Source organism: Nocardia arthritidis, from assembly GCF_011801145.1.
In the GTDB taxonomy this organism is placed as follows: domain Bacteria; phylum Actinomycetota; class Actinomycetes; order Mycobacteriales; family Mycobacteriaceae; genus Nocardia; species Nocardia arthritidis_A.
This window is the reverse complement of the sequence record NZ_CP046172.1, coordinates 6,031,010-6,053,958: the sequence shown is the minus strand read 5'-3', so window position 1 is coordinate 6,053,958 and position 22,949 is coordinate 6,031,010. Positions and strand designations below refer to the sequence as shown.

The 22,949-nt window shown below is 67.0% G+C and carries 24 protein-coding genes; 9 read left to right on the top strand and 15 right to left on the bottom strand.

What is annotated here, in order from left to right; all coding sequences use genetic code 11:
- Window positions 1-7: 7 nt before the first annotated feature.
- The gene (locus tag F5544_RS27175) at window positions 8-721 is read right to left on the bottom strand and encodes a MerR family transcriptional regulator (protein WP_167475809.1); all 714 of its coding nucleotides are present in this window, start codon (window positions 719-721) and stop codon (window positions 8-10) included.
- A gap of 128 nt (window positions 722-849) precedes the next feature.
- Between F5544_RS27175 and F5544_RS27170 the strand changes: the two genes are divergently transcribed.
- On the top strand, window positions 850-1,320 hold the full coding sequence (locus F5544_RS27170; RefSeq protein WP_167475808.1) for a DUF6194 family protein: 471 nt from the start codon (window positions 850-852) through the stop codon (window positions 1,318-1,320).
- A 70-nt stretch (window positions 1,321-1,390) separates the two neighbouring features.
- Here F5544_RS27170 and F5544_RS27165 read toward each other — a convergent pair whose 3' ends face one another.
- On the bottom strand, window positions 1,391-2,617 hold the full coding sequence (locus F5544_RS27165; protein WP_167475807.1) for a cytochrome P450: 1,227 nt from the start codon (window positions 2,615-2,617) through the stop codon (window positions 1,391-1,393).
- Between the two features lie 80 nt (window positions 2,618-2,697).
- Complete coding sequence (locus F5544_RS27160; protein WP_167475806.1) at window positions 2,698-3,129, bottom strand: MarR family winged helix-turn-helix transcriptional regulator; 432 nt, start codon at window positions 3,127-3,129, stop codon at window positions 2,698-2,700.
- A gap of 85 nt (window positions 3,130-3,214) precedes the next feature.
- On the opposite strand from F5544_RS27160, the gene F5544_RS27155 reads away from it, so the two are divergent.
- Window positions 3,215-4,972: an ABC transporter ATP-binding protein gene (locus F5544_RS27155; RefSeq protein WP_238846688.1), complete on the top strand. Its 1,758-nt coding sequence runs from the start codon at window positions 3,215-3,217 to the stop codon at window positions 4,970-4,972.
- A 1-nt stretch (window position 4,973) separates the two neighbouring features.
- Here F5544_RS27155 and F5544_RS27150 read toward each other — a convergent pair whose 3' ends face one another.
- Together F5544_RS27150 and F5544_RS27145 are read right to left on the bottom strand one after the other, a co-directional pair.
- Window positions 4,974-5,726, bottom strand: a complete 753-nt coding sequence (locus F5544_RS27150) for a L,D-transpeptidase (protein WP_167475804.1) — start codon at window positions 5,724-5,726, stop codon at window positions 4,974-4,976.
- An 81-nt stretch (window positions 5,727-5,807) separates the two neighbouring features.
- Window positions 5,808-6,224, bottom strand: a complete 417-nt coding sequence (locus F5544_RS27145) for a winged helix-turn-helix transcriptional regulator (RefSeq protein WP_167475803.1) — start codon at window positions 6,222-6,224, stop codon at window positions 5,808-5,810.
- Between the two features lie 67 nt (window positions 6,225-6,291).
- Between F5544_RS27145 and F5544_RS27140 the strand changes: the two genes are divergently transcribed.
- Window positions 6,292-7,185: an NADP-dependent oxidoreductase gene (locus F5544_RS27140; protein WP_167475802.1), complete on the top strand. Its 894-nt coding sequence runs from the start codon at window positions 6,292-6,294 to the stop codon at window positions 7,183-7,185.
- 126 nt (window positions 7,186-7,311) lie between these two features.
- Here F5544_RS27140 and F5544_RS27135 read toward each other — a convergent pair whose 3' ends face one another.
- Window positions 7,312-7,941 (bottom strand): cyclodeaminase/cyclohydrolase family protein, encoded by a 630-nt coding sequence (locus F5544_RS27135; protein ID WP_238846687.1) that lies wholly within the window; start codon window positions 7,939-7,941, stop codon window positions 7,312-7,314.
- Window positions 7,942-8,088: 147 nt separating this feature from the next.
- On the opposite strand from F5544_RS27135, the gene F5544_RS27130 reads away from it, so the two are divergent.
- On the top strand, window positions 8,089-9,126 hold the full coding sequence (locus F5544_RS27130) for an LLM class F420-dependent oxidoreductase (RefSeq protein WP_167475800.1): 1,038 nt from the start codon (window positions 8,089-8,091) through the stop codon (window positions 9,124-9,126).
- Window positions 9,127-9,130: 4 nt separating this feature from the next.
- Here F5544_RS27130 and F5544_RS27125 read toward each other — a convergent pair whose 3' ends face one another.
- The 7 genes from F5544_RS27125 to mftR all read right to left on the bottom strand — a co-directional run bounded on the left by F5544_RS27125 (window position 9,131) and on the right by mftR (window position 15,821).
- Entirely contained in the window at window positions 9,131-9,469 is a 339-nt protein-coding gene (locus F5544_RS27125) for an STAS domain-containing protein (protein ID WP_167479511.1), read from the bottom strand.
- Between the two features lie 1,036 nt (window positions 9,470-10,505).
- Window positions 10,506-12,761, bottom strand: coding sequence for a SpoIIE family protein phosphatase (locus tag F5544_RS27120; protein ID WP_167475799.1), 2,256 nt, complete (start codon window positions 12,759-12,761; stop codon window positions 10,506-10,508).
- On the bottom strand, window positions 12,758-13,393 hold the full coding sequence (locus F5544_RS27115) for a SpoIIE family protein phosphatase (protein ID WP_167475798.1): 636 nt from the start codon (window positions 13,391-13,393) through the stop codon (window positions 12,758-12,760). Before F5544_RS27115 ends, F5544_RS27120 begins: the two co-directional genes overlap by 4 nt.
- Entirely contained in the window at window positions 13,386-13,799 is a 414-nt protein-coding gene (locus F5544_RS27110; protein ID WP_167475797.1) for an anti-sigma regulatory factor, read from the bottom strand. The genes F5544_RS27115 and F5544_RS27110 overlap by 8 nt, the downstream gene beginning before the upstream one ends.
- Window positions 13,789-14,181: an STAS domain-containing protein gene (locus F5544_RS27105; protein WP_167475796.1), complete on the bottom strand. Its 393-nt coding sequence runs from the start codon at window positions 14,179-14,181 to the stop codon at window positions 13,789-13,791. The genes F5544_RS27110 and F5544_RS27105 overlap by 11 nt, the downstream gene beginning before the upstream one ends.
- Window positions 14,182-14,193: 12 nt before the next feature.
- The gene (locus F5544_RS27100; RefSeq protein ID WP_167475795.1) at window positions 14,194-15,099 is read right to left on the bottom strand and encodes an STAS domain-containing protein; all 906 of its coding nucleotides are present in this window, start codon (window positions 15,097-15,099) and stop codon (window positions 14,194-14,196) included.
- Between the two features lie 74 nt (window positions 15,100-15,173).
- The gene (mftR, locus tag F5544_RS27095) at window positions 15,174-15,821 is read right to left on the bottom strand and encodes a mycofactocin system transcriptional regulator (RefSeq protein WP_167475794.1); all 648 of its coding nucleotides are present in this window, start codon (window positions 15,819-15,821) and stop codon (window positions 15,174-15,176) included.
- A gap of 65 nt (window positions 15,822-15,886) precedes the next feature.
- On the opposite strand from mftR, the gene mftE reads away from it, so the two are divergent.
- Window positions 15,887-16,585, top strand: coding sequence for a mycofactocin biosynthesis peptidyl-dipeptidase MftE (mftE, locus tag F5544_RS27090; RefSeq protein ID WP_167475793.1), 699 nt, complete (start codon window positions 15,887-15,889; stop codon window positions 16,583-16,585).
- Complete coding sequence (mftD, locus tag F5544_RS27085) at window positions 16,582-17,754, top strand: pre-mycofactocin synthase MftD (RefSeq protein WP_167475792.1); 1,173 nt, start codon at window positions 16,582-16,584, stop codon at window positions 17,752-17,754. The genes mftE and mftD overlap by 4 nt, the downstream gene beginning before the upstream one ends.
- A gap of 20 nt (window positions 17,755-17,774) precedes the next feature.
- On the opposite strand, the gene F5544_RS27080 is transcribed toward mftD, so the two are convergent.
- A complete protein-coding gene (locus F5544_RS27080) occupies window positions 17,775-18,248 on the bottom strand; it encodes a MarR family winged helix-turn-helix transcriptional regulator (RefSeq protein WP_167475791.1) in 474 nt (157 codons plus the stop codon).
- A gap of 236 nt (window positions 18,249-18,484) precedes the next feature.
- On the opposite strand from F5544_RS27080, the gene F5544_RS27075 reads away from it, so the two are divergent.
- From F5544_RS27075 to F5544_RS27065, 3 genes are all read left to right on the top strand, one after another.
- Window positions 18,485-20,161, top strand: a complete 1,677-nt coding sequence (locus F5544_RS27075) for a fumarate hydratase (protein WP_167475790.1) — start codon at window positions 18,485-18,487, stop codon at window positions 20,159-20,161.
- 160 nt (window positions 20,162-20,321) lie between these two features.
- On the top strand, window positions 20,322-20,777 hold the full coding sequence (locus F5544_RS27070) for a hypothetical protein (protein WP_203217361.1): 456 nt from the start codon (window positions 20,322-20,324) through the stop codon (window positions 20,775-20,777).
- 554 nt (window positions 20,778-21,331) lie between these two features.
- Window positions 21,332-21,865, top strand: coding sequence for a M15 family metallopeptidase (locus F5544_RS27065; protein WP_167475789.1), 534 nt, complete (start codon window positions 21,332-21,334; stop codon window positions 21,863-21,865).
- A gap of 72 nt (window positions 21,866-21,937) precedes the next feature.
- Here F5544_RS27065 and F5544_RS27060 read toward each other — a convergent pair whose 3' ends face one another.
- Window positions 21,938-22,942, bottom strand: coding sequence for a hypothetical protein (locus F5544_RS27060; protein WP_167475788.1), 1,005 nt, complete (start codon window positions 22,940-22,942; stop codon window positions 21,938-21,940).
- Window positions 22,943-22,949: the final 7 nt, after the last annotated feature.

The following is a 22,949-nucleotide window of genomic DNA, read 5'->3' as shown; positions in this document are numbered from 1 at the left end:
CGGTCGATCAGACGTAATGGTTTTCGAGATAGCTGTGCAGCGCCGCCGAGCCGCGCAGGCGTTGCAGGCTGATCTCGGTCACCTGATGTTCGCGGCGGGCGAGTTCGGTGCGGGCCTTCTCGACGCTGCCGTTGGTGCGTAGGTGGTCGAGCGCGGCGGTGATATCCGGGAAGGCGAAGCCGCCGCGGCGCAGCACCGCGACGAGGTGGGCGGCGCGCTGTTCGACCGGGTCGTAGGTGCGGTAGCCGGTGGCCCGATCCCGTTGCGGGCGCAGTAGTCCGCGCCGCTCCCACAGCCGCAGCACGGGCGTTCGCACCCCGGAATCGGCGGCGACCTGTCCGATGTGCGCGGTCTTGCGGGTCTGTGGCGCTTGGCTTTTCGCCGCCTTGGTGAACGCGGCGAGTGCGGCGGCGATTCTGTCGCGCTCCCGCGCCAGCTCGGCGTGGCTCTCGTCGAGCGCGGCCAGTGCGCCAGACAGGTCGTCATCGTGTATGGCGCTCAACACTTTTCGAGTGCATGTCCAGCCGTATCCGATGGCCATGGCCCGCGCTGCGGCCAAGGCGTCGGCGTGCTGATCGGTGAATACCCGGTATCCGGCCGCGGTGCGCTCGACCGGCGGCAGCACCCCGGCGTCGACATAGTTGCGTACCTGTTGTTCCGAGACACCGGCCGCCCTGGCCAGCTCCGTCACCCGCCACCGCCGCGTCGCCCGTGCGCTCACCCCTCAACCATAGCTGCTACCGGATTTGAGTGTTTCCGAGACCTTATTCCGTGATATCGCCGAAAAGTCTCAATAAGCAATTCAATGAGAAGATTTAATCGTCGATATTTCGAAGAAAGGATTCCGGTATGGACCCCGAAATCATCAAGCAGTACATCGCCGACGAATTCCCCGGAACGACCGTCGCGACGAATCTCGGCGACAGCTTCTTCATCTACGACCCGGCCGGTGATCTGCCGCCCAAGCGTCAGCAGCCGTTCGCAACGATCGTCACCGGCGACCACTACGACAATGTCTCCGCACTGACCGCTCCCGGCGATTACCGCCTGAACATCGGCCTCACCAAGGAAACCTACACATCCCTGCTGGGCCCGGCCCCGACCAAGCGCGACGAAAACGGCGTCCTCATCACCGATTACGACTACAAGGCTCGAAACACCCTGATACCCAACCCCTTCTACGCCGCCCAGCACTGGGTCGCCATCATCGACCCCGCCGCCGAAACGTTCCCCACCCTGCGCCCCCTCCTCGCCGAGGCCTACGACTTCGCGGTCCGCAAACACACCAACTGGCTCCGCCGCAGGCCCGCCACCGCGTAATCCGCAGCCGCCGATCCGGATGGCCGAATTCGATCGAAATCGGCCGTGCGGGTTGATGCTTCGGCGTCGTCTACTGGGCCGTTTCCGTCCAGGTGACCGGCAATTCGTGGACGCCGTAGATATTCATATCGGTGCGCAGTCGCACCTCGTTCGCGGGGACGGCGAGCTCGAGGGTCGGGAAGCGGCGCAGCAGTGCCGCGAATCCGGCGCGCATCTCGACGCGGGCCAATTGCTGGCCCAGGCACTGGTGTATGCCGTGTCCGAAGGCCACCAGGCCGCGGGCCCTGCGGTGGATGTCGAGGGTGTCGGGGTCGTGGAAGCGCTTGGGGTCGTGGTTGGCGGCCAGCAGCGAGATGACGACGGTCGATCCCTTGCCGATCGTCTCGCCGCCGAGCTCGATATCTTCGGTGGCGTAGCGATAGAAGATGTCGGCGACGGACAGGTAGCGCAGCAGTTCGTCGACGGCATCCGGCAACAGGTCCGGGTCGGCGCGCAGTTCGGCGAGCTGTTCCGGATTCTCCAGCAGCGCGAAGGTGCCGAGCCCCAGCATGTTCGCGGTGGTCTCGTGCCCCGCGAGCAGCAGCAGGAAGGCGATGCCGACCAATTCATCGATGCCGAGATCGTCATCGCGGGCCAGGTCGGACAGGATGTCCTCGCCGGGTTCGGCGCGTTTGCCCATGACGAGTCCGGCCAGGTATGTGGTCATCGCGCCGTACGCGGCCATCTTGTCCTCGAGCGTCACCTCCCGCTCCAGGAACTTGGCGGAGTTGACCTGGAAGTTCGCCCGGTCCGCGTAGGGGACGCCGAGCAGTTCGCAGATCACCAGCGAGGGCACCGGCAGCGCGAACTCCTTGACCAGGTCGACCGGCGGGGTCATCCGCGTCATCGCGTCCAGCTGCCGCTCGGCGATTTCGACGATGTGCTCCTCTAGCTCCTTCATGCGTTTGACGGTGAAGGCGCCGGTGAGCTTGCGCCGCAGCCGGGTGTGGTCCGGCGGGTCCATGGCGACGAACAGGCCCGGCGTCTGCGGGGATGGTTCGGTGGGTCTTGGCATGCCGGGGGTTTCGAACGGCACGTGGATGATGCCGATGTCCTGGCGGGAGCTGAACCGGGTGTCGGCCAGCACCTGGCGGACCTCCTCGTACCCGGTGATGAGCCAGCCCTCGTGACCATCGGGGAACACCATGGGGCTGACCGGGCGCGCCGCGCGTAGCCGGGTGATTTCCAGCGGCGGAACGAAGGGACCGGCGTTGCGCGCCATGGGCAGGCCCTGTGGGACGGGAACCGTCTGAGTCATCGAATTACCTTTCGTGGCTGGTTGTTACGCCACGATCGGCGACGGCCCTGACACGGGACCGACACGGTCCTGACATGGTGTCAGGGGCGAGACAATTCGACGGATTCCAAGGCGGCCAAGAGGTTTCGCAAGGTCTCCCGCTGGTTCTCGGACAGCGTGGCGAAGATCTCCTCGGCCGCGGCGCGGCGGGCTCCGTCGATCCGGCGCAGCGCTTCCCGGCCGTCTGCGGTGAGCGAGACGAGGGTGGAGCGCCGGTTGTTCGGGTCGGCGGCGCGGGTGACGAGTCCCGCGGCCTCGAGTGCGTCGACGACGGTGGTGGCGGAGCGGGGGACGATGCCGAGGCGTTCGGCCAGCGCCGCCATCCGCGGCGGTTCGTCCTGATGCCCGATGATGCGCAGCGCTCGGGCCTGCCCCGGGGTGATGCCGATGGGTGCGAGCCTGGTCATCTGGTTGCGGCGGATGCGGCGGGCGGTGCGCAGGAACAGCTCGGGTAGGTCGGGAGCGGTGTCCATGTTTCTGAGCATAGCTCATTGTTTGGGGGACAATTATGAGCAATACTCAGTTTTATGGGATAACTCGTCGCGGAAGGAGGCGCCCGTGCAGTCACCGCATCAACTCCGCCGGATCGTCCGGCTCTTCCATCCCTATCGCGCCCGACTGGCCGTGGTCGCGGCACTGGTCGGCCTGTCCTCGGTGGTGGCCCTGGCATCACCGTTCATGTTGCGCGGCATACTCGACGACGCGCTGCCGCACGGCCGCACCGGTCTGCTCACCCTGCTCGCCGCGGGCATGATCGGTGTCGCCGCGCTCACCAGCGTGTTCGGCGTGCTACAGACCTACCTCTCGACCGCCGTCGGCCAGGAGGTGATGCACGACCTGCGCTCGGGGGTCTACGCGCAGCTGCAGCGAATGCCGTTGGCGTTCTTCACCACAACGCGCACCGGTGAGGTGCAGTCCAGGATCGCCAACGATATCGGCGGCATGCAGTCGACGGTGACCTCCACCGCGACCTCGCTGGTCTCGAATTTCACCACCGTCATCGCCGCGATGGTCGCGATGGTCGCGCTCGACTGGCGGCTGACCATCATCTCGCTGGTGATGCTGCCCTTCTTCGTCTGGGTGAGCCGCCGGGTCGGCGATGAGCGCCGCCGGATCACCGGCCGGCGCCAGCAGCAGTTGGCGAGCATGTCGGCGATCGTCGAGGAATCGCTGTCGGTGAGCGGAATCCTGTTGGGGCGCACCATGGGTCGCGCACCCGAACTGGTCGGCGATTTCACCAGGGAATCCCGCGGCCTGGTGGATCTGGAGATCCGGTCGAATATGGCGGGCCGGTGGCGGCAGTCGACGATCCAGATAATCATGTCCGCGATGCCGGCCGTCATCTACTGGGCGGCCGGAATGACCGTTGCCGCAGGGCATCCGCTGGTTTCCATCGGCACCCTCGTCGCGTTCACCACCCTGCAGACCAGCCTGCTGCGCCCGATGGTGCAGCTGCTCTCGACCGGCGTCGAGGTGCAGAGTTCGCTGGCGCTGTTCGGCCGGATCTTCGAATATCTCGATCTGCGACCGGATCTCGCGGAACCCACCGACCCGGTGCCCGCGCCGGATATTAAAGGCGAGATCGCGTTCGACCACGTCGGATTCGGCTACGGCGGCGGCACCGGTGCGGTGCTCACCGATATCGATATCACGGTCCCGGCGGGTACGAGCCTCGCGGTGGTCGGCGAAACCGGTTCCGGGAAAACGACTCTCGGCTACCTGGTGGCCCGCCTCTACGATGTGACCTCGGGCCGGGTGACGATCGACGGAATCGACGTGCGCGACCTGAGTTTCGCGGATCTGGCGGCAGCGGTGGGCGTGGTCTCCCAGGAGACCTACCTCTTCCACGCCTCGGTCGCCGACAACCTGCGTTTCGCGAAACCCGATGCGACGGACCAGGAATTGCACGCCGCCGCCAAGGCCGCGCGGATACACGATCACATCGCGAGCCTGCCCGACGGCTACGACACCCTGGTCGGCGAGCGCGGCTACCGCTTCTCCGGCGGTGAGAAGCAGCGCCTCGCGGTGGCCAGGGCGATCCTGCGCGATCCGCCGATCCTGGTGCTGGACGAGGCGACGAGCGCGCTCGACACTCAGACCGAGCACGAGGTGCAGGCCGCGCTCGACGCGCTGTCGGCGGGCCGCACCACGATCACCATCGCGCACCGGTTGTCCACCATCCGTGACGCCGACCAGATCGTGGTGCTCGACCGCGGCCGCATCGTGGAACGCGGCACCCACGAGGAGCTGCTGGCCCGCGAAGGTCGTTACGCCGCACTGGTTTCCCGCGACGACGCGGTGCGGGTGGCGGCCTGAATCACCAGTGCAGGTTCACCGGATCGCCGACGTTGATGGTGTTGTAAACCCATTCGGCGTCGCCGGGCGCCAGGTTCACGCAGCCGTGGCTGACGTTCGAATTACCTTGCTGCTCGACCGACCACGGTGCCGAATGGATGTAAACGCCGCCCCAGGTGAGCCTTTCGGCGAATTCACCGTTGATGATGTAGCCCTGCGGCGAGCTGAGCGGGATGCCGATGGTGCGGGAATCGAATACCACGCTGCGGGCCTTCTCCAGCACCGGCCAGGTGCCGGGCGGTGTTTCCCAACCCGGTTTGCCGTAGGAGGCGGGCATGGTCCGCACCACCTGTCCGCCGATCAGGATGCTGAAGGTGTGTGCGGACATATCGCCCTCACCGGAGACGCCGCCGTTGGTCTGGAATTGGGTGTGCACCGGTCCTAGTCCGACATTGATCCTGGCGTCGGCGGGCAGGAAGCCGCTGGGATTCCAGCGCAGGTCGCGGTCGTCTATCCAGCTGAAGGTTCCGGTCACCGGTTTCGGCGCGCTGATGGTGAAGGCGTGTTCGGCGCGGGCCCGGTCTTGGACGGCGGCGGCGAATGTCACCGTCACGGGCGCGGCAATGCCCACTGTCTGACCGGCGGACGGTGCGATACCGACCACCGCGGGGCCGGGTGGCGCATCGATCATGGCTGCCGTTGCCGCACCGGATCCGAAGACGCCGAACGCGACGACCGCGGTCGCGAGAAACAGATTTCGGAGAGCGCTCCTCATTGGCTCCACCCCTTTGAGCTGGTGTGGTACGCAAAACTCCAGTTTACGCCGTCCATGATCGCGCCGACCTGGGCAAAGATCTCAGAGCGGTTGCGGCTCCAGCTCCGCGCGCGCGTCGAATTCGTTGCGCGCGGCCAAGATCTGACCCTGATGCCGCACCGCCCAAACGCCCATCGCGTGGCTGACCTCGCCGAGGCTGGCGCCGAGTTCGGTGAGCGCGTATTCGACGCGCGGCGGCACGGTCGGATAGACGGTGCGCCGGATGAGCCCATCGCGTTCCAGATTGCGCAGGGTGCGGGTGAGCATCTTCTGGGTGATGCCGTCGAGCCTGCGGCGCAGCTCGTTGAAGCGGATCGGGCCGCCGTTCATTCGGAGCGTGCCGAGCACGAGCAGCACCCATTTGTCGGCGAGTACGCCGAGTACCTCCCGGGCCGGGCATTGCTTCACATAGCTTTCGACCAGGTTGTCGGACTCGACCCAGCCGCAGACGGTATCCATCAGGTACCTCGGTATCATAAAAGTGCCTTATTTCCAATGGATACTAGGTCACCGGAGAATCGTCGTCATGTTCGCGATTACGCAAGATGTGTTCGGTGGTCCCGAGGTGCTGCGGCTGGCCGAGGTGGAGCGGCCGACGCCCTCGGCCGGTGAGTTATTGGTGCGGGTCGCCGCGACCAGCGTCAATGCCGCCGATTGGAAGTTGCGCTCCGGCGAGATCCGGAAGATGGGCGAGCCGCCGTTCACCCTCGGCTTCGACGTGTCCGGGGTGGTCGCGCAGCTCGGTGCGGGCGTCGACCGGTTCGCGGTCGGCGGCGAGGTGTATTCGATGGTGTTCAGTCGCAGCGGCGCGTACGCCGAATATGTGGTCGTCCCTGCGGAATTTGCCGCGGCCAAGCCGAAGACCCTGGACCATCCGCATGCCGCGGCGCTGCCGACCGCTGTGCTCACCGCATGGCAGGCGTTCACGAATGTGCTTCCAGGACAACGGATCCTGATCCATGCCGCGGCAGGCGGCGTCGGCCATCTCGCCGTGCAGATCGCGAAATACCATGGGGCGCATGTGATCGGCACCGCGAGCGGGGCGAAGCACGAATTCCTGCGCGGCCTCGGCGCGGACGAGCTGATCGATTACCGCACCGCCGATTTCACCGAGGTCACCGGCGATATCGATATCGTCTTCGACCTGGTCGGCGGCGAATACGGTTCCCGCTCACTGAAGGTGCTGCGCCCCGGCGGCAGGCTCATCGACGCGCAGGGCAACGACGCCGAATCCGACCCGCGCTATGAACGCCTGTACGTCAACCCGTCCGGTGCCGACCTGGAAACCATCGCCGACCTCGTCGACCAGGGCGTTCTGCGCCCCGAAATCGATCGGACCCTGCCGCTCGCCGAGGCCGCCGAGGCACACCGCCTCAGCGAATCCGGGCAGGTACGCGGCAAGATCGTGCTTGTGCCGTAACACCTTTCGATCGACCCGGCGAGTTCTGGACCCGCCGTAGCAAGGTCGTCGATGTGTCGCAACGCCTTTCGGCCGCTCCGGACCGGCCGCGTCCGTGACAGGACCGAGCCTGTGCCGCAACGCCTTTCAGCTACGTACGACGTGCAGGACGTCGGCGTGCAGCGCGTCGGCGCGGGCGCGCAGTTCGTCGATGCGAATCAGAACCGGGGCGAAGCGGTCGCCCTCCGCCGCGGGCAGCGAGCCGACGTTGATCTCGATATTGAGCTGGGAGCTGCCCGCGGCGGCGCGGCAGGCGTCGGCGGCCGCGCCGATATCGGTGACCACGTTCGGATTGCCGATCGGCAGCAGTTCGGCGGCCAGGGTGAGGATTTCGTCGGCCTCGTCCACCACGGCGGCGGGCACCTTGGCGGCCTGCACCAGCGCGTCGTTGATCGCGGCGGTGCGGGCGGCGACCTGCTCTGGCGTGTCCTTGGGCAGTTTGTACGCCGCGCCGACCGCGGTGAACGCCGCGGCGTCGGCGTCGGCCAGCGCGAGCGCCCGCTGCCGGGCCGCGTCGGCGGCCTCGATGATCCGGTCCACCACGGGACGGTTGTCGGCGTCCTTGGCCCTGGTCGTGTAGCGGGCCACCATCGCGACCAGCGCCGCACCCTGCGCGGCGTGCAGTGCGGCCACCGCGCCCCCGCCCGGCGCGGGCACCTTCGCCGCCAGATCGGACAGGTACTGCGCGAGGGTGGCCTCGGCGAACGACTGCGACACGGGTGGTTTGCCTTTCGGAGTGCGACGTCGGATGCCGTTCCACGCTACCGGTTCCCGATCCATACCCCGCCCGCGCGTCCGGTGAGTCCGGAGAGTCGGCCGGTACCGGCGGTTGCGGGACAACGCGGCAAATTAGACTCCGCGGTTATGCGGATCGGATTGGGCATCAACTATTCGGGCGGTTTCAAGGAAGCGGCGGCCGAGGTCGCCGACCTGGAACGGGCCGGTCTGGACACCGTCTTCGTCCCGGAGGCTTACTCGTTCGACGCCGTCAGCGCGCTCGGGTACCTCGCGGCGAAGACCAGCACGCTGCAGTTGGCCTCCGGCATCCTGCAGATCTACACCCGCACGCCATCGCTCACCGCGATGACCGCCGCGGGTCTGGATTTCGTCTCCGACGGGCGGTTCATCCTCGGCCTCGGCGCCTCCGGCCCGCAGGTGATCGAGGGTTTCCACGGCGTGCCCTACGACGCACCGATCGGCCGCACCAGGGAGCTGGTGGAGATCTGCCGCAAGGTGTGGCGGCGTGAACGCCTCGAATACCAGGGCAAGTACTACCAGATCCCGCTGCCCGCCGAGCGCGGCACCGGTCTGGGAAAGGCCCTCAAACTCATCAATCACCCGGTGCGGGAACGCATTCCGGTGCTGCTCGCCGCGCTCGGCCCGAAGAATGTCGAGCTGGCCGCCGAGATCGCCGAGGGCTGGCAGCCCATCTTCTTCCTGCCGGAGAAGGCGAAGGAGATCTGGGGCGGCGCGCTCGAGGCCGGCCTGGCCAAGCGCGACCCGCAGCTCGGCGAGCTGGAGGTTTTCGCGGGCCCGGCCCTGGCCATCGGCGAAAATGTCGAACCGCTGCTGGAATTCGTGAAACCGCATCTGGCGCTCTACATCGGCGGCATGGGCGCGAAGGGCAAGAACTTCTATCACACCCTCGCCACGAAATACGGCTACGGCGCCGAGGCCGACCGCATCCAGGAGCTGTACCTGGCGGGCAAGAAGGAGGAGGCGGCCAAGGTGGTGCCGGACGAACTGGTCCGCAACATCTCGCTGGTCGGCCCGGCCGGATACGTCAAGGAGCGGATCGCGGCCTTCGCCGAAGCGGGTGTCACCACGCTGAACGTCGTCCCCATGGCGGCCACCCCGGCCGATCGGGTGAAGTTGGTCGAGCAGTTGCGGGAATTGTGCTGAACGATCAGCGTGAGCGCAGCCCCGCGAGCGCATCGTCCAGGGTCGCGTGTAGCGCGAAGACCTGATCGAGACTGGTCATCTTGAGCTGACGGCTGGTCGCCGGTCCCTCGGCGACCACCGCCATCACGGTGGCGGCGCCCGCCCGCTTGTGCGCGGCCACCAGCGCCGCCATACCCGCCGAGGCGAGGAAGCTGACGGCGCTCAGGTCGATGATCAGCGCAGCGGGTTTACCGCTCAGGATCCCCTCGATCGCGCTCTCCAGTGCGGGGGCCGTCGCCAGGTCGACCTCGCCTGCTACCGCGAGTACGGTCGCGCCCTCGTGCTCCACCACCGAGGTGGTCATCGTTTCCGCCAGGGGATACGCATCTCCGGAAGTGTTGGTCACAGCATCCCAATCTACTATTGATGGTTCACGAAAACGGCCCCAACCAGGGATATTCCGTCGTAACAGCCTGCGCGACAAGATCTTTCGAGCATATGCCGATCGCTGTCCGATCCCGGTGAAACCGGGGCGTTCCAGTCGGCGCGGCGCCGGATTTCCGCATCTCCTCCATCCGTCTCATGGCTTCGGGCCTGGTGGACAGCCTGTCGACCGCTGGCTACGCACCGACCGTGCCACACTCACCGTAACCGAACCTATACGACGCCTGTCCATCGTGGACGGTTGTCACGTCGTGGTCCGGGGTGTCGCCGCATCGAGCCTCGCCCGCACTCGGGTCATTCGGTCGAGGCCGCGTCGAGCTCGCAAACTCGGGTGGCTCGATCCGCGCAATAGATGTGTATTTCGCCCGGTCGGGGGAGTTGTCGCACAGGTGGCCGAAAATTCTTCCCGGTACTCGCTTATTTCTGGCAAATGGGTACGCGGTGCGGTTTTCGCCAGCGGCTTACTTCAGGTCGATGAAATTCTCGAAATTTGCTGAAGAATGCTTTGCTGCGACATTGCCTGCCCTTCCCGTCGCCGGACCGAGGTGTGGCCGCGGTCGCCGTTGGCGACTGAAATATGCTGGCCCGCAGGGAAGTTCCGGCCTGCGACCGGCAGGAATCCGCGGTGCGACGTTCGGCTGACTAAGTTATGCGTACTACGGAGAATGAGTGACTTACATCACATCTAATTGTGACTGTGACATGCTTCACTTAGCTCTAGCATTTCTGAACGGAATCGTGGCAACGATTCGAAGCACTGATGGCTAGGAGCGAAAATGCACTCTTTGTACAATATGATGATCGGTGCGGGCATCGATAGTGGTTCGTCCACATTCATGTTTTTGTTGAAGATACTCGAGCAGCTGTCGCAGTCCGCGTAGCAGAGTAGTTCCGAATTGGTCGACGCTCCCGAGGCCGGTATTCCCGGCCTCGGGAGCGTCGTTCGATAGCTCGGATTACCCGGGTACCCGCCGACCCGTCCCGCGCAGTGGATTGGCCACCGGAAACGCGATGGCGGGCAAGGTGACCGACATGCGGACGCGGGTGCCCGGTCCGGTGTGGTCGATATCGAGTTCCTCGGTGAGCGCCCGCATCATATCGATGCCGCGGCCGCGATGGCCGGGATCCGCCGCGCGCGGCTTCCACGACCCGGTGTCGACGACCGTGATGACCACCTTCTCGGTATCGCATTCGGCATGCAGCACAACGGTTCCTATCGCGGCGCCGTCGCGGTAGGCGTGTTCGATGCAGTTGCTGCACGCCTCATTCGCCGCGGCGACCAGATCGGCGGCCAGTTCGTGTGGCACCGCGGCCGCCGCGAACCACGCCTTCAGCCTGCGGCGCAGCCCGGCCAGCTGCCGCGCCTCGGCGGGCACGTCGAGATGCAGCGGGGCGGGCGGCTGCCGATACACCACCATCGCGACATCGTCGTCGTAGCCCGCGGCTGGGCGCAGCCGCGACAGCACCGCATCGGCCACCTCGCGCGGCAGTTTGCCCGAGGTGTCGGCGAGCACCGCGGCGATCTTGGCGAATCCGTCATCGATATCGACGCCGCGCTGCTCGACCAGGCCGTCGGTGAACAGCACCAGCGTCGAACCGGGCGACAGCGCGGTGGTGGCCTCGGGCCGCCGCGGCGGATCGAAGGTGGCCAGCGGCACCGAACGCCCGCCCTCCAGCAGCCTGCCGGTCGAATTCACATCGGCGAGGATCGGCGGCATATGTCCGGCGCTGCTGTAGCGGACCAGCCCGCGCACCGGATCCAGTACGGCGGCGCACACCGTGGTGCACATCGCGCCGGGTATCCGCGACGCGACGGTGTCGAGTTCGGCGAGCAGCTGTGCAGGCCCGGCGCCGCGCAGCAGTAAAGCCCTTGCCGCGGTGCGCAATTGACCCATCACCACGGCGGCGGACAGGCCGCGCCCCACACAGTCGCCGACCACGACGCCGATGGTGCCGTCCTTCAGCGGCACCACGTCGTACCAGTCGCCGCCGATCTCCAGCGGCGGCAGCGCGGGCTCGTAGTGCACCGAGAAGCGCGGCGGCAGTTCGATCGGGCCGAGCATGGCCCGCTGCAACGTCAGCGAGGTGGACCGCGCCTGATCGAAGTTGCGCGCCCGCTGCACCGCCAGGCTGAGATGCCCGATGAGCAGCGAGAACAGGGTCCAGTCGGCGGCGCTGATCGCGCGCGGCGCGGCGAAGCGCAACCACAGTGCGGCATCGCCGGTTTCGCCCAGCGGGGCGACGATGCCCTCCGAGAAATCGGTGCCCTCCGGAATCGCGAACAGGCTGCGGCCCGGCTGCCTGCGCGCCCGGTCGAGCAGCGCGCGCGCCCGCGCGCTGAGCCCGGCGCCAGCCGCGTCACCCGAATCCTCTTGCGTGCCCGAGACATACACCTCGGGCCCGGTGTGCCGGTTCGGCCACACCGAGACCACCGCGCTCTGCGCGCCGACGGTGCGCCGCAATTCGTCCAGGCCGACCGCGAGCACCTCGACCACACTCGTCGCCGAGGCCACCGCGGTGGCCAGCCGGGACGCGGCCTGATCCCGGGCCTGCGCATCGTGTTCCGCGGTGACATCGCGGATGGTGCCGACGAAGATCCGCTCGTTGTTCTCCGGTTTGATCAGCGCGCTCGTGCTCACCGCGAGCCACACCGGGCGCCCGTCCCGGTGCCGGATCGGCAGCACGAAACGCTGTGCCGCGGTGACGAGGTCGGGATAGCGCGGCCCATCCGGCACCGACCACGGATGCGGCAGCGGATACGGCACATCGGCCGGGCCGTAGCCGGTCAGCGCGCCGAAGGCCGAATTGACCTCGACGATGGTGCCGCGCGCGTCGGCGACGAAGAAGCCGTCCTGCAGCGATTCCACCAGCGCGGTGCGGAATGCGTCACGGTCTGCGAGATCGTCCGCGCGCGTGCGCTGTTGCTCGTAGCGGCGGGCGCCGTCGAGGTAGCCGCGGGTGGCGATATCGAGGGCCGCCAGCGTCTGCAACAGGAATTCCAGCGCCGTCTCGGTCACCCGCGGATCCAGCCCGCCCACCGAATGGGTTACCCGGTAATGGTTTTCGGTGAGATCGAGCAGGCTGATGCCCTCCACCAGCGCCCGCCTGCCGAGTTCGTAACCCTCACCGAGTCCGGCCTGTGACGGCGAATCCAGATGGCGCCGTAGCGCTTTCGCGTAATCCTCCAGAAACGCCGCCAAGACCTCGCTCATGACGGCACCGCGACCGTTCCGCCCCGGTGGCGGGCCGCGAGCACCAGCGCGTCATCGGTGTCCTTGGCGTGCCTGGCCAGAATCTCCGAGGTGATCTCCGCGGTCGACTTGGAAAGATCTATGCCGTCGGCGGATTCGGGGACGATGCCGTCGGTGGACATCAGCAGCAGATCGCCCGGGCGCACCGGAACGGTCTGTGTCTGCAGGTTCTGCGGTAGTCGATAGCCGACGATGCCGCCGGTCAGCAGCGCGCTCGCGCGCACCGTCAGGCCGACCGGCCCCGCCGTCAGCACCCGGGACTCCACATTGCCGACCCCGAGCCAGTGCACCGTATCGCCCGAGCCGAACAGCGCCAAAGACACCGCGGCGCCGCGGGTATCGGCCATCGCCCGGTGACAGAGCACCATCAGTACGTCCAGCGGTTCGGCCCGGTTCTCCGCGAGCACCTGCGCGGCCCGGTCGGCCGCGTCGGCCGCGGGCGCACCGTGCCCGAGCCCGTCGAGCACCGCGAAGAGCACCGAACCGCCACCGGCGTCGAGAACGACCCCGCGATCACCGGAGACCCGCTGACCCGGCAGTGCGCGACCGGCCACCGCCCATTCGATTCGGCCGATGAACCCGTCCTCATGCACCGTTGGGTACCCACTTCCACATCTCCACCAACGTGCCTCGGCCAGGCGAGGATTCGATGGTCAACCGGTCCATCAGCCTTTTCGCGCCGGGCAATCCGAGGCCGAGCCCGCGCCCGGTGGAGTAGCCGTCCTCGAGCGCCCGCGCGATATCGCGGATGCCGGGACCCTGATCCTCGGCCTGGACCACCAGCGCCTGGCGGCCCTCGCGATCGTCGACCAGCAGCCGGATCTCGCCGCTGCCCGCGTAACTGGTGATATTCCTGGCTATTTCGGAGATGGCGGTGGAGATCATGGTGCGATCGGTCAGCGAGAAACCGAGTTTGGCTGCCAGTTCACGTCCGGCTTGACGTGCGGTCACGATGTCACCCGACACCTGCACCGCGATCACCACATTCTCAGCGGCCACTGTCACGACCGTCTCGCTGCGCGCGGCGGGTCGGCGTCTTGCGATTCAGCCACGCGAGACCCTCTTCGAGATCGAGGGCGGTGTGCATATCCTCGAACGTCAACCCGAGCTGCACCATCGCGAACGCGACTTCCGGTTGCAGCCCGACGATTACCGTATCGGCGCCGCGCAGCCGCGTCATATGCGCGATGGTGCGCAGCGATCTCGCGGCGAAGGAATCCATCACGTCGATCGCGGTGACATCGACGATGATCCCCTGTGCGCGAAATCTACTGACCTGCTTCATCAGGTCGTCCTGCAGGCGCTCGGTATCGGCGTCGGTCAATGCTGACTGGACCGACGCTATGAGATAGTTACCCTGCTTGAGAATAGGAACCGGCATGAGCCCGCCTGATCAGCGACCGTCACGCTCGCCGGCACGCTCGGTGACCCGCGAAACTTCGTATCCGAGTAGCCGTTCCGCCTCCTCGATACCACCCTGGAGGTCGCCGACGGCGTTCATCTTGGACAGGTCGAGGCCGATGGTCACCAGCGTGAGGGCGATCTCCGAGGACAGGCCGGTGATGATGACGTTGGCGCCCATCAGGCCCGAGGCGTCCACCGTCTGCACCAGGTGGTTGGCCACCGTCGAATCGATCTGCGGCACACCGGTGATATCGATGACGACCACCTTGGCGCGGTTCGCCCGGATCGCGCGCAGCAGCTGCTCGGTGAGCTGGCGGGCGCGCTGGCCGTCCAGCACGCCGATGATCGGCAGGATGAGCAGCTGCTCGCGCACCTGCAACACCGGAGTCGAGAGTTCGCGAATGGCCTCCTGCTGCTGGCGGATAACGCGTTCGCGCTCTTGCACGAACGAGACGGCCAGTGTGTTGGCGATGCGGTTGGCGGCGGGCTCGTAGGCGTCGAGCACCGCGTTGAGCAATTCGAAATCGGCCTGGTACTTCTCGAACAGCGAGCGGGCGAGCACGTCACGCAGCAGCAGCACGATGCCGATGACCTCCTCGATCTCGACGCCTCTCGGGATGATGCGTTCGGACAGGTCGCGCGCGTAGGCCTGCAGGGCCTCGGCGCTACCGGTCTCGAGCACCTCGACGTAGTTGTCGTAGATGGAGGTCGCCTCGGAGAAGATTTCCTCCGGGGTCATCGCGGTGAGCAGTTGGGCGTCGCCGATGCGCCGGGCCCATTCCTCGCGCAGCGCGGTGCGGTTCTGCCGCAGATGCTCGACGAGTTCGGGGAGCAGGTTGTCGACGGGGCCCGCCGGCAGCGAATCCGCCGAAACGCTCATGGAAACCTCGGACATGGAAATTCCTGCCCCTTTCGACGGATCTGTCGGGTCGTTCGTGCTTGTCGGCTGCGAGCCGTTACCGAGCCTAGTCATACCCCGAGCCGTTTGCCGCCGAAACCTTCCGGTAGCTCCGATAGCTGATCGGTTTCGGCGTCGGTCGGGTCGAAGCCGCGCGCGAGTGCGGCCAGCGCCGCGTCGAGATAGACGGTGAGGTCCGCGTCGGCGCGGGCCAGCCACGCGTCGAAGGCCGCCCGCGCGGCGGCCAGGGTGGTCCGGCCGACGGCCAGCGGGATCAGCGCGTCCGCGGGTTCGCCGAGTCTGCGCGCGGCGAAGGCGCTTACGGCGCGCTCCCAGGCGTCGTAGTGCGCACCCGCGGTGGCCGCGAGGGCGGGCACCGCGCTCACCAGATGCATCCTGGTGCGCAGCTCGGGGACGTCCTCTGCGCGATATCGATTGGCGTTCACCACGACTCGGCGCACGGCGGTCATCATCGGAATATCGTCGGGCACGGTGGCGAAGGCCGCGCGCAATGACGCTACTTCGTCGTCGAACTGATACCAGAGCACCTCGGCCTTGGTCGGGAAGTAACGGAAGAAGGTGCGCCCGCTGATACCCGCGGCCGCGGCGATCTGATCGACCGTCGTCTCGTCGAAGCCCTGCTCGGTGAACAGCCGCATGGCGATGAGTTCGAGTTCGCGTTTGGTGGTGCCGCGGGGGCGGCCGCGCGTTGCCGTCACAGCTGATGATTATGGCGCGATTGCCGGATATTGATTATGTCAGCGACTGACGATAATCTCCCGGCATGCTGGTGGCGGATCTCACATGGCCGGAGGCGGACGCCCTGGACGCGGCGGTGCTGCTCGTACCGCTCGGCGCGACCGAACAGCACGGCCCCCATCTGCCGCTGTCCACCGATACCGACATCGCCGTCGAACTCTGCCGCCGGGTGGCCGGGCGATATTCGAATGTCCTTGTGGCACCGGCCATTCCGTACGGCGCCAGCGGTGAGCACGCCGGATTTCCCGGCACCGTCTCGATCGGGCAGGCGGCGCTGGAGCTGCTGGTGGTCGAGCTGTGCCGGTCGGCCACCGCGACATTCGAGCGCATCCTGCTGGTCAGCGGGCACGGCGGCAACCTGGAACCGCTCGACCGGGCGGTGGCGGTGCTGCGCGGGGAATCTCGCGACGTCCGGCTGTATCTACCGCGCTGGCAGGGTGATCCGCATGCGGGCCGGTCCGAGACCGCATTGCAACTGGCCATCGACCCGGCCAGGGTGCGCCTGGAGCGTGCCGAAAAGGGCGACACCAGAGCCCTTTCCGAGATCATGCCGCTGCTGCGGTCCGGCGGCGTGCGCGCCGTCAGCCCGAACGGCGTGCTCGGAGATCCGGTGGGCGCCTGCGCGATCGAGGGCCGCGAGCTGCTCGATCGGCTGACCGCCGACCTCGTCGCACATATCCGGCGGTCGTGGCCGGACACACTCGCGGAAGGACATCCCCGATGAACCCGTGGTTCGAATCCGTCGCCGAGGCGCAGCGGCGCGCGAAAAAGCGCCTGCCCAAATCGGTTTACGGCGCGCTGGTGGCCGGCTCCGAGCGCGGCCAGACCATCGAGGACAATCAGCGCGCATTCGCCGAACTCGGCTTCGCCCCACACATCGCGGGCCCGATCGGCGACCGTGACCAATCGACCACCGTACTGGGACAAAAGCTTTCGATGCCGGTGCTGATCTCGCCCACCGGCGTGCAGGCGGTGCACCCGGACGGTGAGGTCGCGGTGGCCAGGGCCGCCGCCGCGCGCGGAATCGCCATGGGGCTCAGCTCGTTCGCGAGCAAACCGGTCGAGGAGGTGATCGCCGCGAACCCGGCCACCTTCTTCCAGCTGTACTGGTGCGGCGGCAAAGACGAGATCCTGCAGCGGATGTCGCGCGCGAAAAGCGCGGGCGCGGTGGGCCTCATCCTCACCCTCGACTGGTCCTTCTCACACGGCCGGGACTGGGGCAGCCCGGTGATTCCCGAAAAGCTGGACCTGCGCACCATGCTGAAATTCGCGCCGCAGACCGTGGCGAAGCCGCGCTGGCTGGCAACGTACCTGCGCGCCAGGCATATTCCGGATCTCACCGCGCCGAATATGGCCGTCGGCGACGGACCTGCGCCCGGCTTTTTCGGCGCGTACGGCGAATGGATGGGCACCCCGCCGCCGGACTGGTCCGATGTGCGCTGGATCTGCGAACAGTGGGACGGCCCGGTCATGCTCAAGGGCGTGATGCGGGTGGACGACGCGCTGCGCGCGGTCGACGCGGGCGCCGCCGCGATCTCGGTATCGAATCACGGCGGCAACAACCTCGACGGGACACCGGCGGCGATCCGCGCGCTCCCGGTGCTGGCCGATCGGGTCGGCGGGCAGCTGGAAGTCTTGCTGGACGGCGGAATTCGGCGCGGCAGCGATGTGGTCAAGGCGGTGGCGCTCGGCGCACGCGCGGTCATGATCGGGCGGGCCTATTTGTGGGGTCTGGCCGCGAACGGCCAGGCGGGCGTCGAGAATGTGCTCGACATCCTGCGCGGCGGAATCGATTCGGCGCTGCTGGGCCTGCGCAAAACCACGGTGGCGGAATTGGATCGGGGCGATATCGTGGTGCCCGACGGATTCGAGCGCGCGCTCGGATTGCCCTGAACCCCAGTCGTTTCCGGGCCTCAGTCGTTTCCGGTCGCGGTGCCGCGGTGGTGTGCGAGGAGCGCGTCGTATATATCGGCGAGCGCGGCCAGCTGTTCGCGGTCGAGCACATCGATCATGTGCCTGCGCACGCTGAGCACGTGCGCGGGCGCGGCCGCGGTCAGCACATCGGTTCCGCGCTGGGTGAGCCGGGCGGCGGTGCGGCGGGCGTCATCCGGAATCGGTTCGCGCACCACCAATCCGCGTTTCTCCATCCGGGTGATCTGATGGGACAACCGGCTTTGCGACCATTCGAGTCGCGCGGCCAGGTCGGCGAAGGTGAGTCGATGGTCGGCGGAATTCGCCAGGTTCGCCAGAACGGAATATTCGATATAGGTGAGGTTGGACTCGCGGGTGGAGTCGCGACCGACGGCGGCGGCGATCAGATCCCGAGTGCGCACGAAACCCACCCAGGCACGCATTTCGACGTCATCGAGCCAGTGGGGTTCTGTCACGGTCGCTCCAAACTCTGACGTGTCAGGTAAGAGGTAACACCCCCGGGGTTGAACGTGCAACCTTTTGTGACGGGTCCCAGCCGCGGACATTCCGCGGCGTCGATAAGGCTTGCCTAAGCAAGCTGGTGCGGTTAATGGCCGGATACGCTCGCTGTGCTCTGTCCCAGCGGGCCGATTTCGGTTCCGGCCGCGCCGGGCGCGAGCCCACCGACCCACCCCGAAGGAGTGCGCGACCCGTGACGACCCCGGAGTTCCGCTATTCAGATCTGCTGCCGATCGGCGCCGACGACACCCCGTACCGGTTGCTCACCACCGAGGGCGTCAGCACGTTCGAGCACAACGGCCGCACCTTCCTGCAGGTCGAGCCGGAGGCGCTGCGGCTGCTCACCGCCGAGGCGATGCACGACATCAGCCACTACCTGCGGCCCGCGCACCTCACCCAGTTGCGCAAGATCATCGACGATCCGGAATCCAGCGGCAACGACCGCTTCGTCGCGCTCGACCTGCTCAAGAACGTGAACATCTCCGCGGGCGGCATCCTGCCCATGTGCCAGGACACCGGCACCGCGATCGTGATGGGCAAGAAGTCCGAGGGCGTGCTCACCGGCGCCGACGACGCCGAATGGATCAGCCGGGGCGTGTTCGACGCCTATACCAAGCTGAACCTGCGCTATTCGCAGCTCGCGCCGATCACCATGTGGGATGAGAAGAACACCGGCTCGAATCTGCCCGCGCAGATCGAGTTGTATTCCACCCCGGGCGATCCCGCGCATCCGGCATACAAATTCCTATTCATGGCCAAGGGCGGCGGTTCGGCCAACAAGTCGTTTCTGTACCAGGAGACCAAGGCCATCCTGAATCCGGCGCGAATGCTGGAATTCCTGGACGAGAAGATCCGCTCGCTCGGCACCGCGGCCTGCCCGCCCTATCACCTCGCGGTGGTGATCGGCGGCACCAGTGCCGAATTCGCGTTGAAGACCGCCAAATACGCGTCCGCGCATTACCTGGACCACCTGCCCACCGAGGGATCCCTTGCGGCCCATGCCTTCCGGGATCTGGAGCTGGAGGAGGAGGTGTTCAAACTCACCCAATCCTTCGGCATCGGTGCGCAGTTCGGCGGTAAGTACTTCTGCCACGACGTGCGCGTCGTACGCCTGCCTAGGCACGGCGCGAGTTGTCCGGTGGCCATCGCGGTTTCGTGTTCGGCGGACCGGCAGGCGCTGGCGAAGATCACTCCGGAGGGCGTATTCCTCGAACAGCTCGAGCGCGAACCCGCGCAGTACCTGCCCGAGCAGACCGACGCCATCCTGGGCGGTGACGTCGTGCGGATCGATCTGAACCGGCCGATGTCGGAGATCCGCGCCGAATTGTCGAAATACCCGGTGAAGACCCGCCTTTCGCTGAACGGCCCGCTGGTGGTCGCCCGCGATATCGCGCACGCGAAGATCAAGGAGCGGCTCGACGCCGGCGAGCCGATGCCGGACTACCTGCGCGATATGGCCGTGTACTACGCGGGCCCGGCCAAGACGCCGGAGGGTTATGCCTCCGGTTCGTTCGGTCCCACCACCGCGGGCCGGATGGATTCCTATGTCGATCAGTTCCAGGCGGCGGGCGGTTCGTTCGTCATGCTGGCGAAGGGCAACCGTTCGGCGCAGGTGACCAAGGCGTGCAAGGAGCACGGCGGGTTCTACCTCGGCTCCATCGGCGGGCCCGCGGCGCGGCTGGCGCTGGACTGCATCAAATCGGTCGAGGTGCTGGAGTATCCGGAGCTCGGCATGGAGGCCGTGTGGAAGATCGAGGTCGAGGACTTCCCGGCCTTCATCGTCGTCGACGACAAGGGCAACGACTTCTTCGCCGAAACCCAGAAGCCGATCGCGCTGCGGGTGCGCACCCGGTCCAAAGAGCGCGTCTGAGCCGCTTCGGGCCGCTGAACTGGGCGTTCGACCGCTTTGACATCCGTGCGGACACGGCGATGTCACCCCCGATCACCGGGGCGGCATCGCCGTTTTCGCGGCACCCTTGGATGGCGAACCCATGTTGCCGAGGAAGTGCCAATGGAGGTCGAGGAGGGTAATGAGTACGTCTATTCGTATCTCGGACGCGACCAGCCGCTGGTTGTCCGAGCGAGCGTCCCGGGAAGGTACCAGTGCCCAGGTGTTGCTGAACCGCCTCATCCGCGAGGGTGTCGCGCAGCTGGAACATCCTGGCATCGTTTTCCGCGGACCCATCGGCGATCGCCGCGCCGCATTGGCGGCGGGTCCGGATGTGTGGGAAATCGTTGCGCGCCTACAGGAATTGGACGGCCCGGTGGAGCGCCGCATCGCGGTGCTCAGCGCCCAGTCCGATCTGCACTCGCGCAAAATCGAGCTGGCGGTCGCCTACGCGCGTGAGCACGGCAGCGAGATCGGGGCGCGCATCGGGCGCAATCGGGAGTCGACGGAGACGGCCCAGCGCGGGCTGGGCACCCGGATGCAGCCTGCCGCCGAAACGTACGGCAGACATGCGCTCGAGGGGCGCGCGGAGGGGTAGCACGGGGGCTGCCGTGCGACGTGCCGGCAATTCAGATGTATTCACTCTTCACATGGTTGGGGAGTGAATTGTGGAATTCCGCAAGCTGTGGATATCTTGAAGCGGGGCGGTCGGTTTCGAATGTCCGCCCTGCGCTGTTTCGCCGGATCTTTCATGTCCGGCCAGCTACCAGCCATTCTGGGCGAGGCGGAAATCGTTGGGGGAGTGCGGAATAGCCGATCGATCTCGGTCGTTGCGATAAGTCCTGTGCGCCAAGAGGATTGGCAACCGTGCGGGCCTGGACCACTGGCTTGGCGGCGGATACGGCCTGGTCCTGCGCGGTATCGGCGATGTGGGACATCCCGATCGAGACCGACACGCCGCCGTTGGCGAGGGATTGGGCTCGATTGTCCGATTCGATGACGCGACTAACACGAAAATTGCGAAAGCACAGGAGTTTTCCGGTTACTCATATATGTCCATTTCGTGTGCATGGTGATCCACAACACTGGAATAGGTTTGTGGACAACGACCTTTCCTGGGGAATTGTGGACTGTGCCGCTAACATCGCCACCATGTTGCTGACGAACGATGGCTCGGCGAATCGGATTCGGCTCGGACTGCCCACGGTCCTGCTGCCCGCGGTGGTCGCGGCCACTGTGGCGGCGGGCGCCGCGCAGGCCGCACCCGGCCTACCGATCGATCCGCGCGCGGCGCTCGGATCGGCGGCGGGCACCGAGGGACTGGAACCCGGCCTCGCGGTGGCGTACACCCTCGCCGAGCGGGCTGCGCACGCCGAGGGTGTGCCGCTGTCCATCACCTCCGGCTACCGCACCCCCGCCGAACAGCAGCGACTCTGGGACGACGGGGTGCGGACCTACGGCAGTCCCGATGCCGCCCGCCGCTGGGTGCTGCCGCCCGGCGAATCGACACACGTCTCCGGGCAGGCGGTCGACGTCGGCCCGCAGGCGGGCGCGCAATGGCTGGAGGCCAACGGCACCCGCTGGGGCCTGTGCCGGATGTACGCCAACGAGTGGTGGCATTTCGAACGCGCGACCATCCCCGGCGGCGCCTGCCCGCCGATGCGCCCGGACGCGCACGACCGCTAGGCCCACCCGTCACCCGACCACCACCCCTCATCGAATCGCTGCGCGATGCCGGCGCACCCGCGCAACGGTGGTTCAGCGCTCCAGAATGGTCGTCACCAGCATGGTGTGATCATCGAAGCTGCGCGCGACCGACCAGCCCAGCGCGTGGAAGGCCTGCTCGTACTCCTCCCGCGTCCACAGCCGGACACCGGTGATGGTGTGGTAGATCTCGTAGGTCGGCGCGAACCACGGCTGCGCCGTCCACTGCGGCGCGTCGAGCAGATATCCGTCCCCGACGACGAGTCGGCGCAGATTCGGAAACCAGTCCATCCACGCGCCGAGCACCGCCAGGATGCCGCCGCCGTCGCTGGCCAGCTGATGCAGCAGGAAGAACGACATCGCGGTGGTCACCGCGTCGCGGTCGATCAGCGCGAGCCAGTCGGGCATCGCATCGCCGGGCTGCACGGATCCGGTGAAGAGCCGGATCCGGTCGGCCGCCGCCGATTCCGCGATTTCGGCGGCGGCAGCGGCGATCACCTCGTCCTCGATATCCACTCCGATGAACCGTTCGGCGGGCGCGAGCTCGGCCAGCGCCCGCACCCGCCCGGCGCCCGCGCAGCCGAGATCGATGGTGCAGCCCGGTTCCCGCGCGGCGATGGCACGTCCGATGCCCTGCAGGATTTCCGGGCGTCGCCGCGCGATATCGGTGCAGCCGCGGGCCACCTCGGCCGGTTCGGTGGCGGCGGGTATGTATGGCCGGTCGCCGTTGCCGGACAGCTGCCGGAACGTCGGCTCCCAGCCGCGGGTCGCGACCCGGATGAAGCCGCGATTCTTCGCGATGTCGTGGCCGGTGTGGGTGAGCTGGAAGCGGTGCCCGCGCCGGGTCAGGAATCCGGCGCGCACCAGGCCCTCGGTGACGGTGTGCTGGATACCGCTGGTCGGCGCGATCGAGTCGCCGTTCAAAAGCGTTGCCCACCAACCCCAGTCGTCGGCGGCGACGACCAATTGGGCGGCGGTCTGGCCCTCGATCACATCGCGAATGGTGAGACCGGGCGCTTCGGGCTGGTTGAACAGTGCGATCGTTGTTGCTGCGGTCATGGTGGAT

Excerpts from the sequence above, each read along its gene's own strand:
- F5544_RS27170 (WP_167475808.1), top strand. The coding sequence starts at position 850 with ATGGACCCCGAAATCATCAAGCAGTACATCGCCGACGAATTCCCCGGA.
- F5544_RS27165 (WP_167475807.1), bottom strand. The coding sequence starts at position 2,617 with ATGACTCAGACGGTTCCCGTCCCACAGGGCCTGCCCATGGCGCGCAAC.
- F5544_RS27160 (WP_167475806.1), bottom strand. The coding sequence starts at position 3,129 with ATGGACACCGCTCCCGACCTACCCGAGCTGTTCCTGCGCACCGCCCGC.
- F5544_RS27150 (WP_167475804.1), bottom strand. The coding sequence starts at position 5,726 with ATGAGGAGCGCTCTCCGAAATCTGTTTCTCGCGACCGCGGTCGTCGCG.
- F5544_RS27145 (WP_167475803.1), bottom strand. The coding sequence starts at position 6,224 with ATGGATACCGTCTGCGGCTGGGTCGAGTCCGACAACCTGGTCGAAAGC.
- F5544_RS27140 (WP_167475802.1), top strand. The coding sequence starts at position 6,292 with ATGTTCGCGATTACGCAAGATGTGTTCGGTGGTCCCGAGGTGCTGCGG.
- F5544_RS27130 (WP_167475800.1), top strand. The coding sequence starts at position 8,089 with ATGCGGATCGGATTGGGCATCAACTATTCGGGCGGTTTCAAGGAAGCG.
- F5544_RS27125 (WP_167479511.1), bottom strand. The coding sequence starts at position 9,469 with ATGACCACCTCGGTGGTGGAGCACGAGGGCGCGACCGTACTCGCGGTA.
- F5544_RS27120 (WP_167475799.1), bottom strand. The coding sequence starts at position 12,761 with ATGAGCGAGGTCTTGGCGGCGTTTCTGGAGGATTACGCGAAAGCGCTA.
- F5544_RS27105 (WP_167475796.1), bottom strand. The coding sequence starts at position 14,181 with ATGCCGGTTCCTATTCTCAAGCAGGGTAACTATCTCATAGCGTCGGTC.
- F5544_RS27100 (WP_167475795.1), bottom strand. The coding sequence starts at position 15,099 with ATGTCCGAGGTTTCCATGAGCGTTTCGGCGGATTCGCTGCCGGCGGGC.
- mftE (WP_167475793.1), top strand. The coding sequence starts at position 15,887 with ATGCTGGTGGCGGATCTCACATGGCCGGAGGCGGACGCCCTGGACGCG.
- mftD (WP_167475792.1), top strand. The coding sequence starts at position 16,582 with ATGAACCCGTGGTTCGAATCCGTCGCCGAGGCGCAGCGGCGCGCGAAA.
- F5544_RS27070 (WP_203217361.1), top strand. The coding sequence starts at position 20,322 with ATGAGTACGTCTATTCGTATCTCGGACGCGACCAGCCGCTGGTTGTCC.
- F5544_RS27065 (WP_167475789.1), top strand. The coding sequence starts at position 21,332 with ATGTTGCTGACGAACGATGGCTCGGCGAATCGGATTCGGCTCGGACTG.
- F5544_RS27060 (WP_167475788.1), bottom strand. The coding sequence starts at position 22,942 with ATGACCGCAGCAACAACGATCGCACTGTTCAACCAGCCCGAAGCGCCC.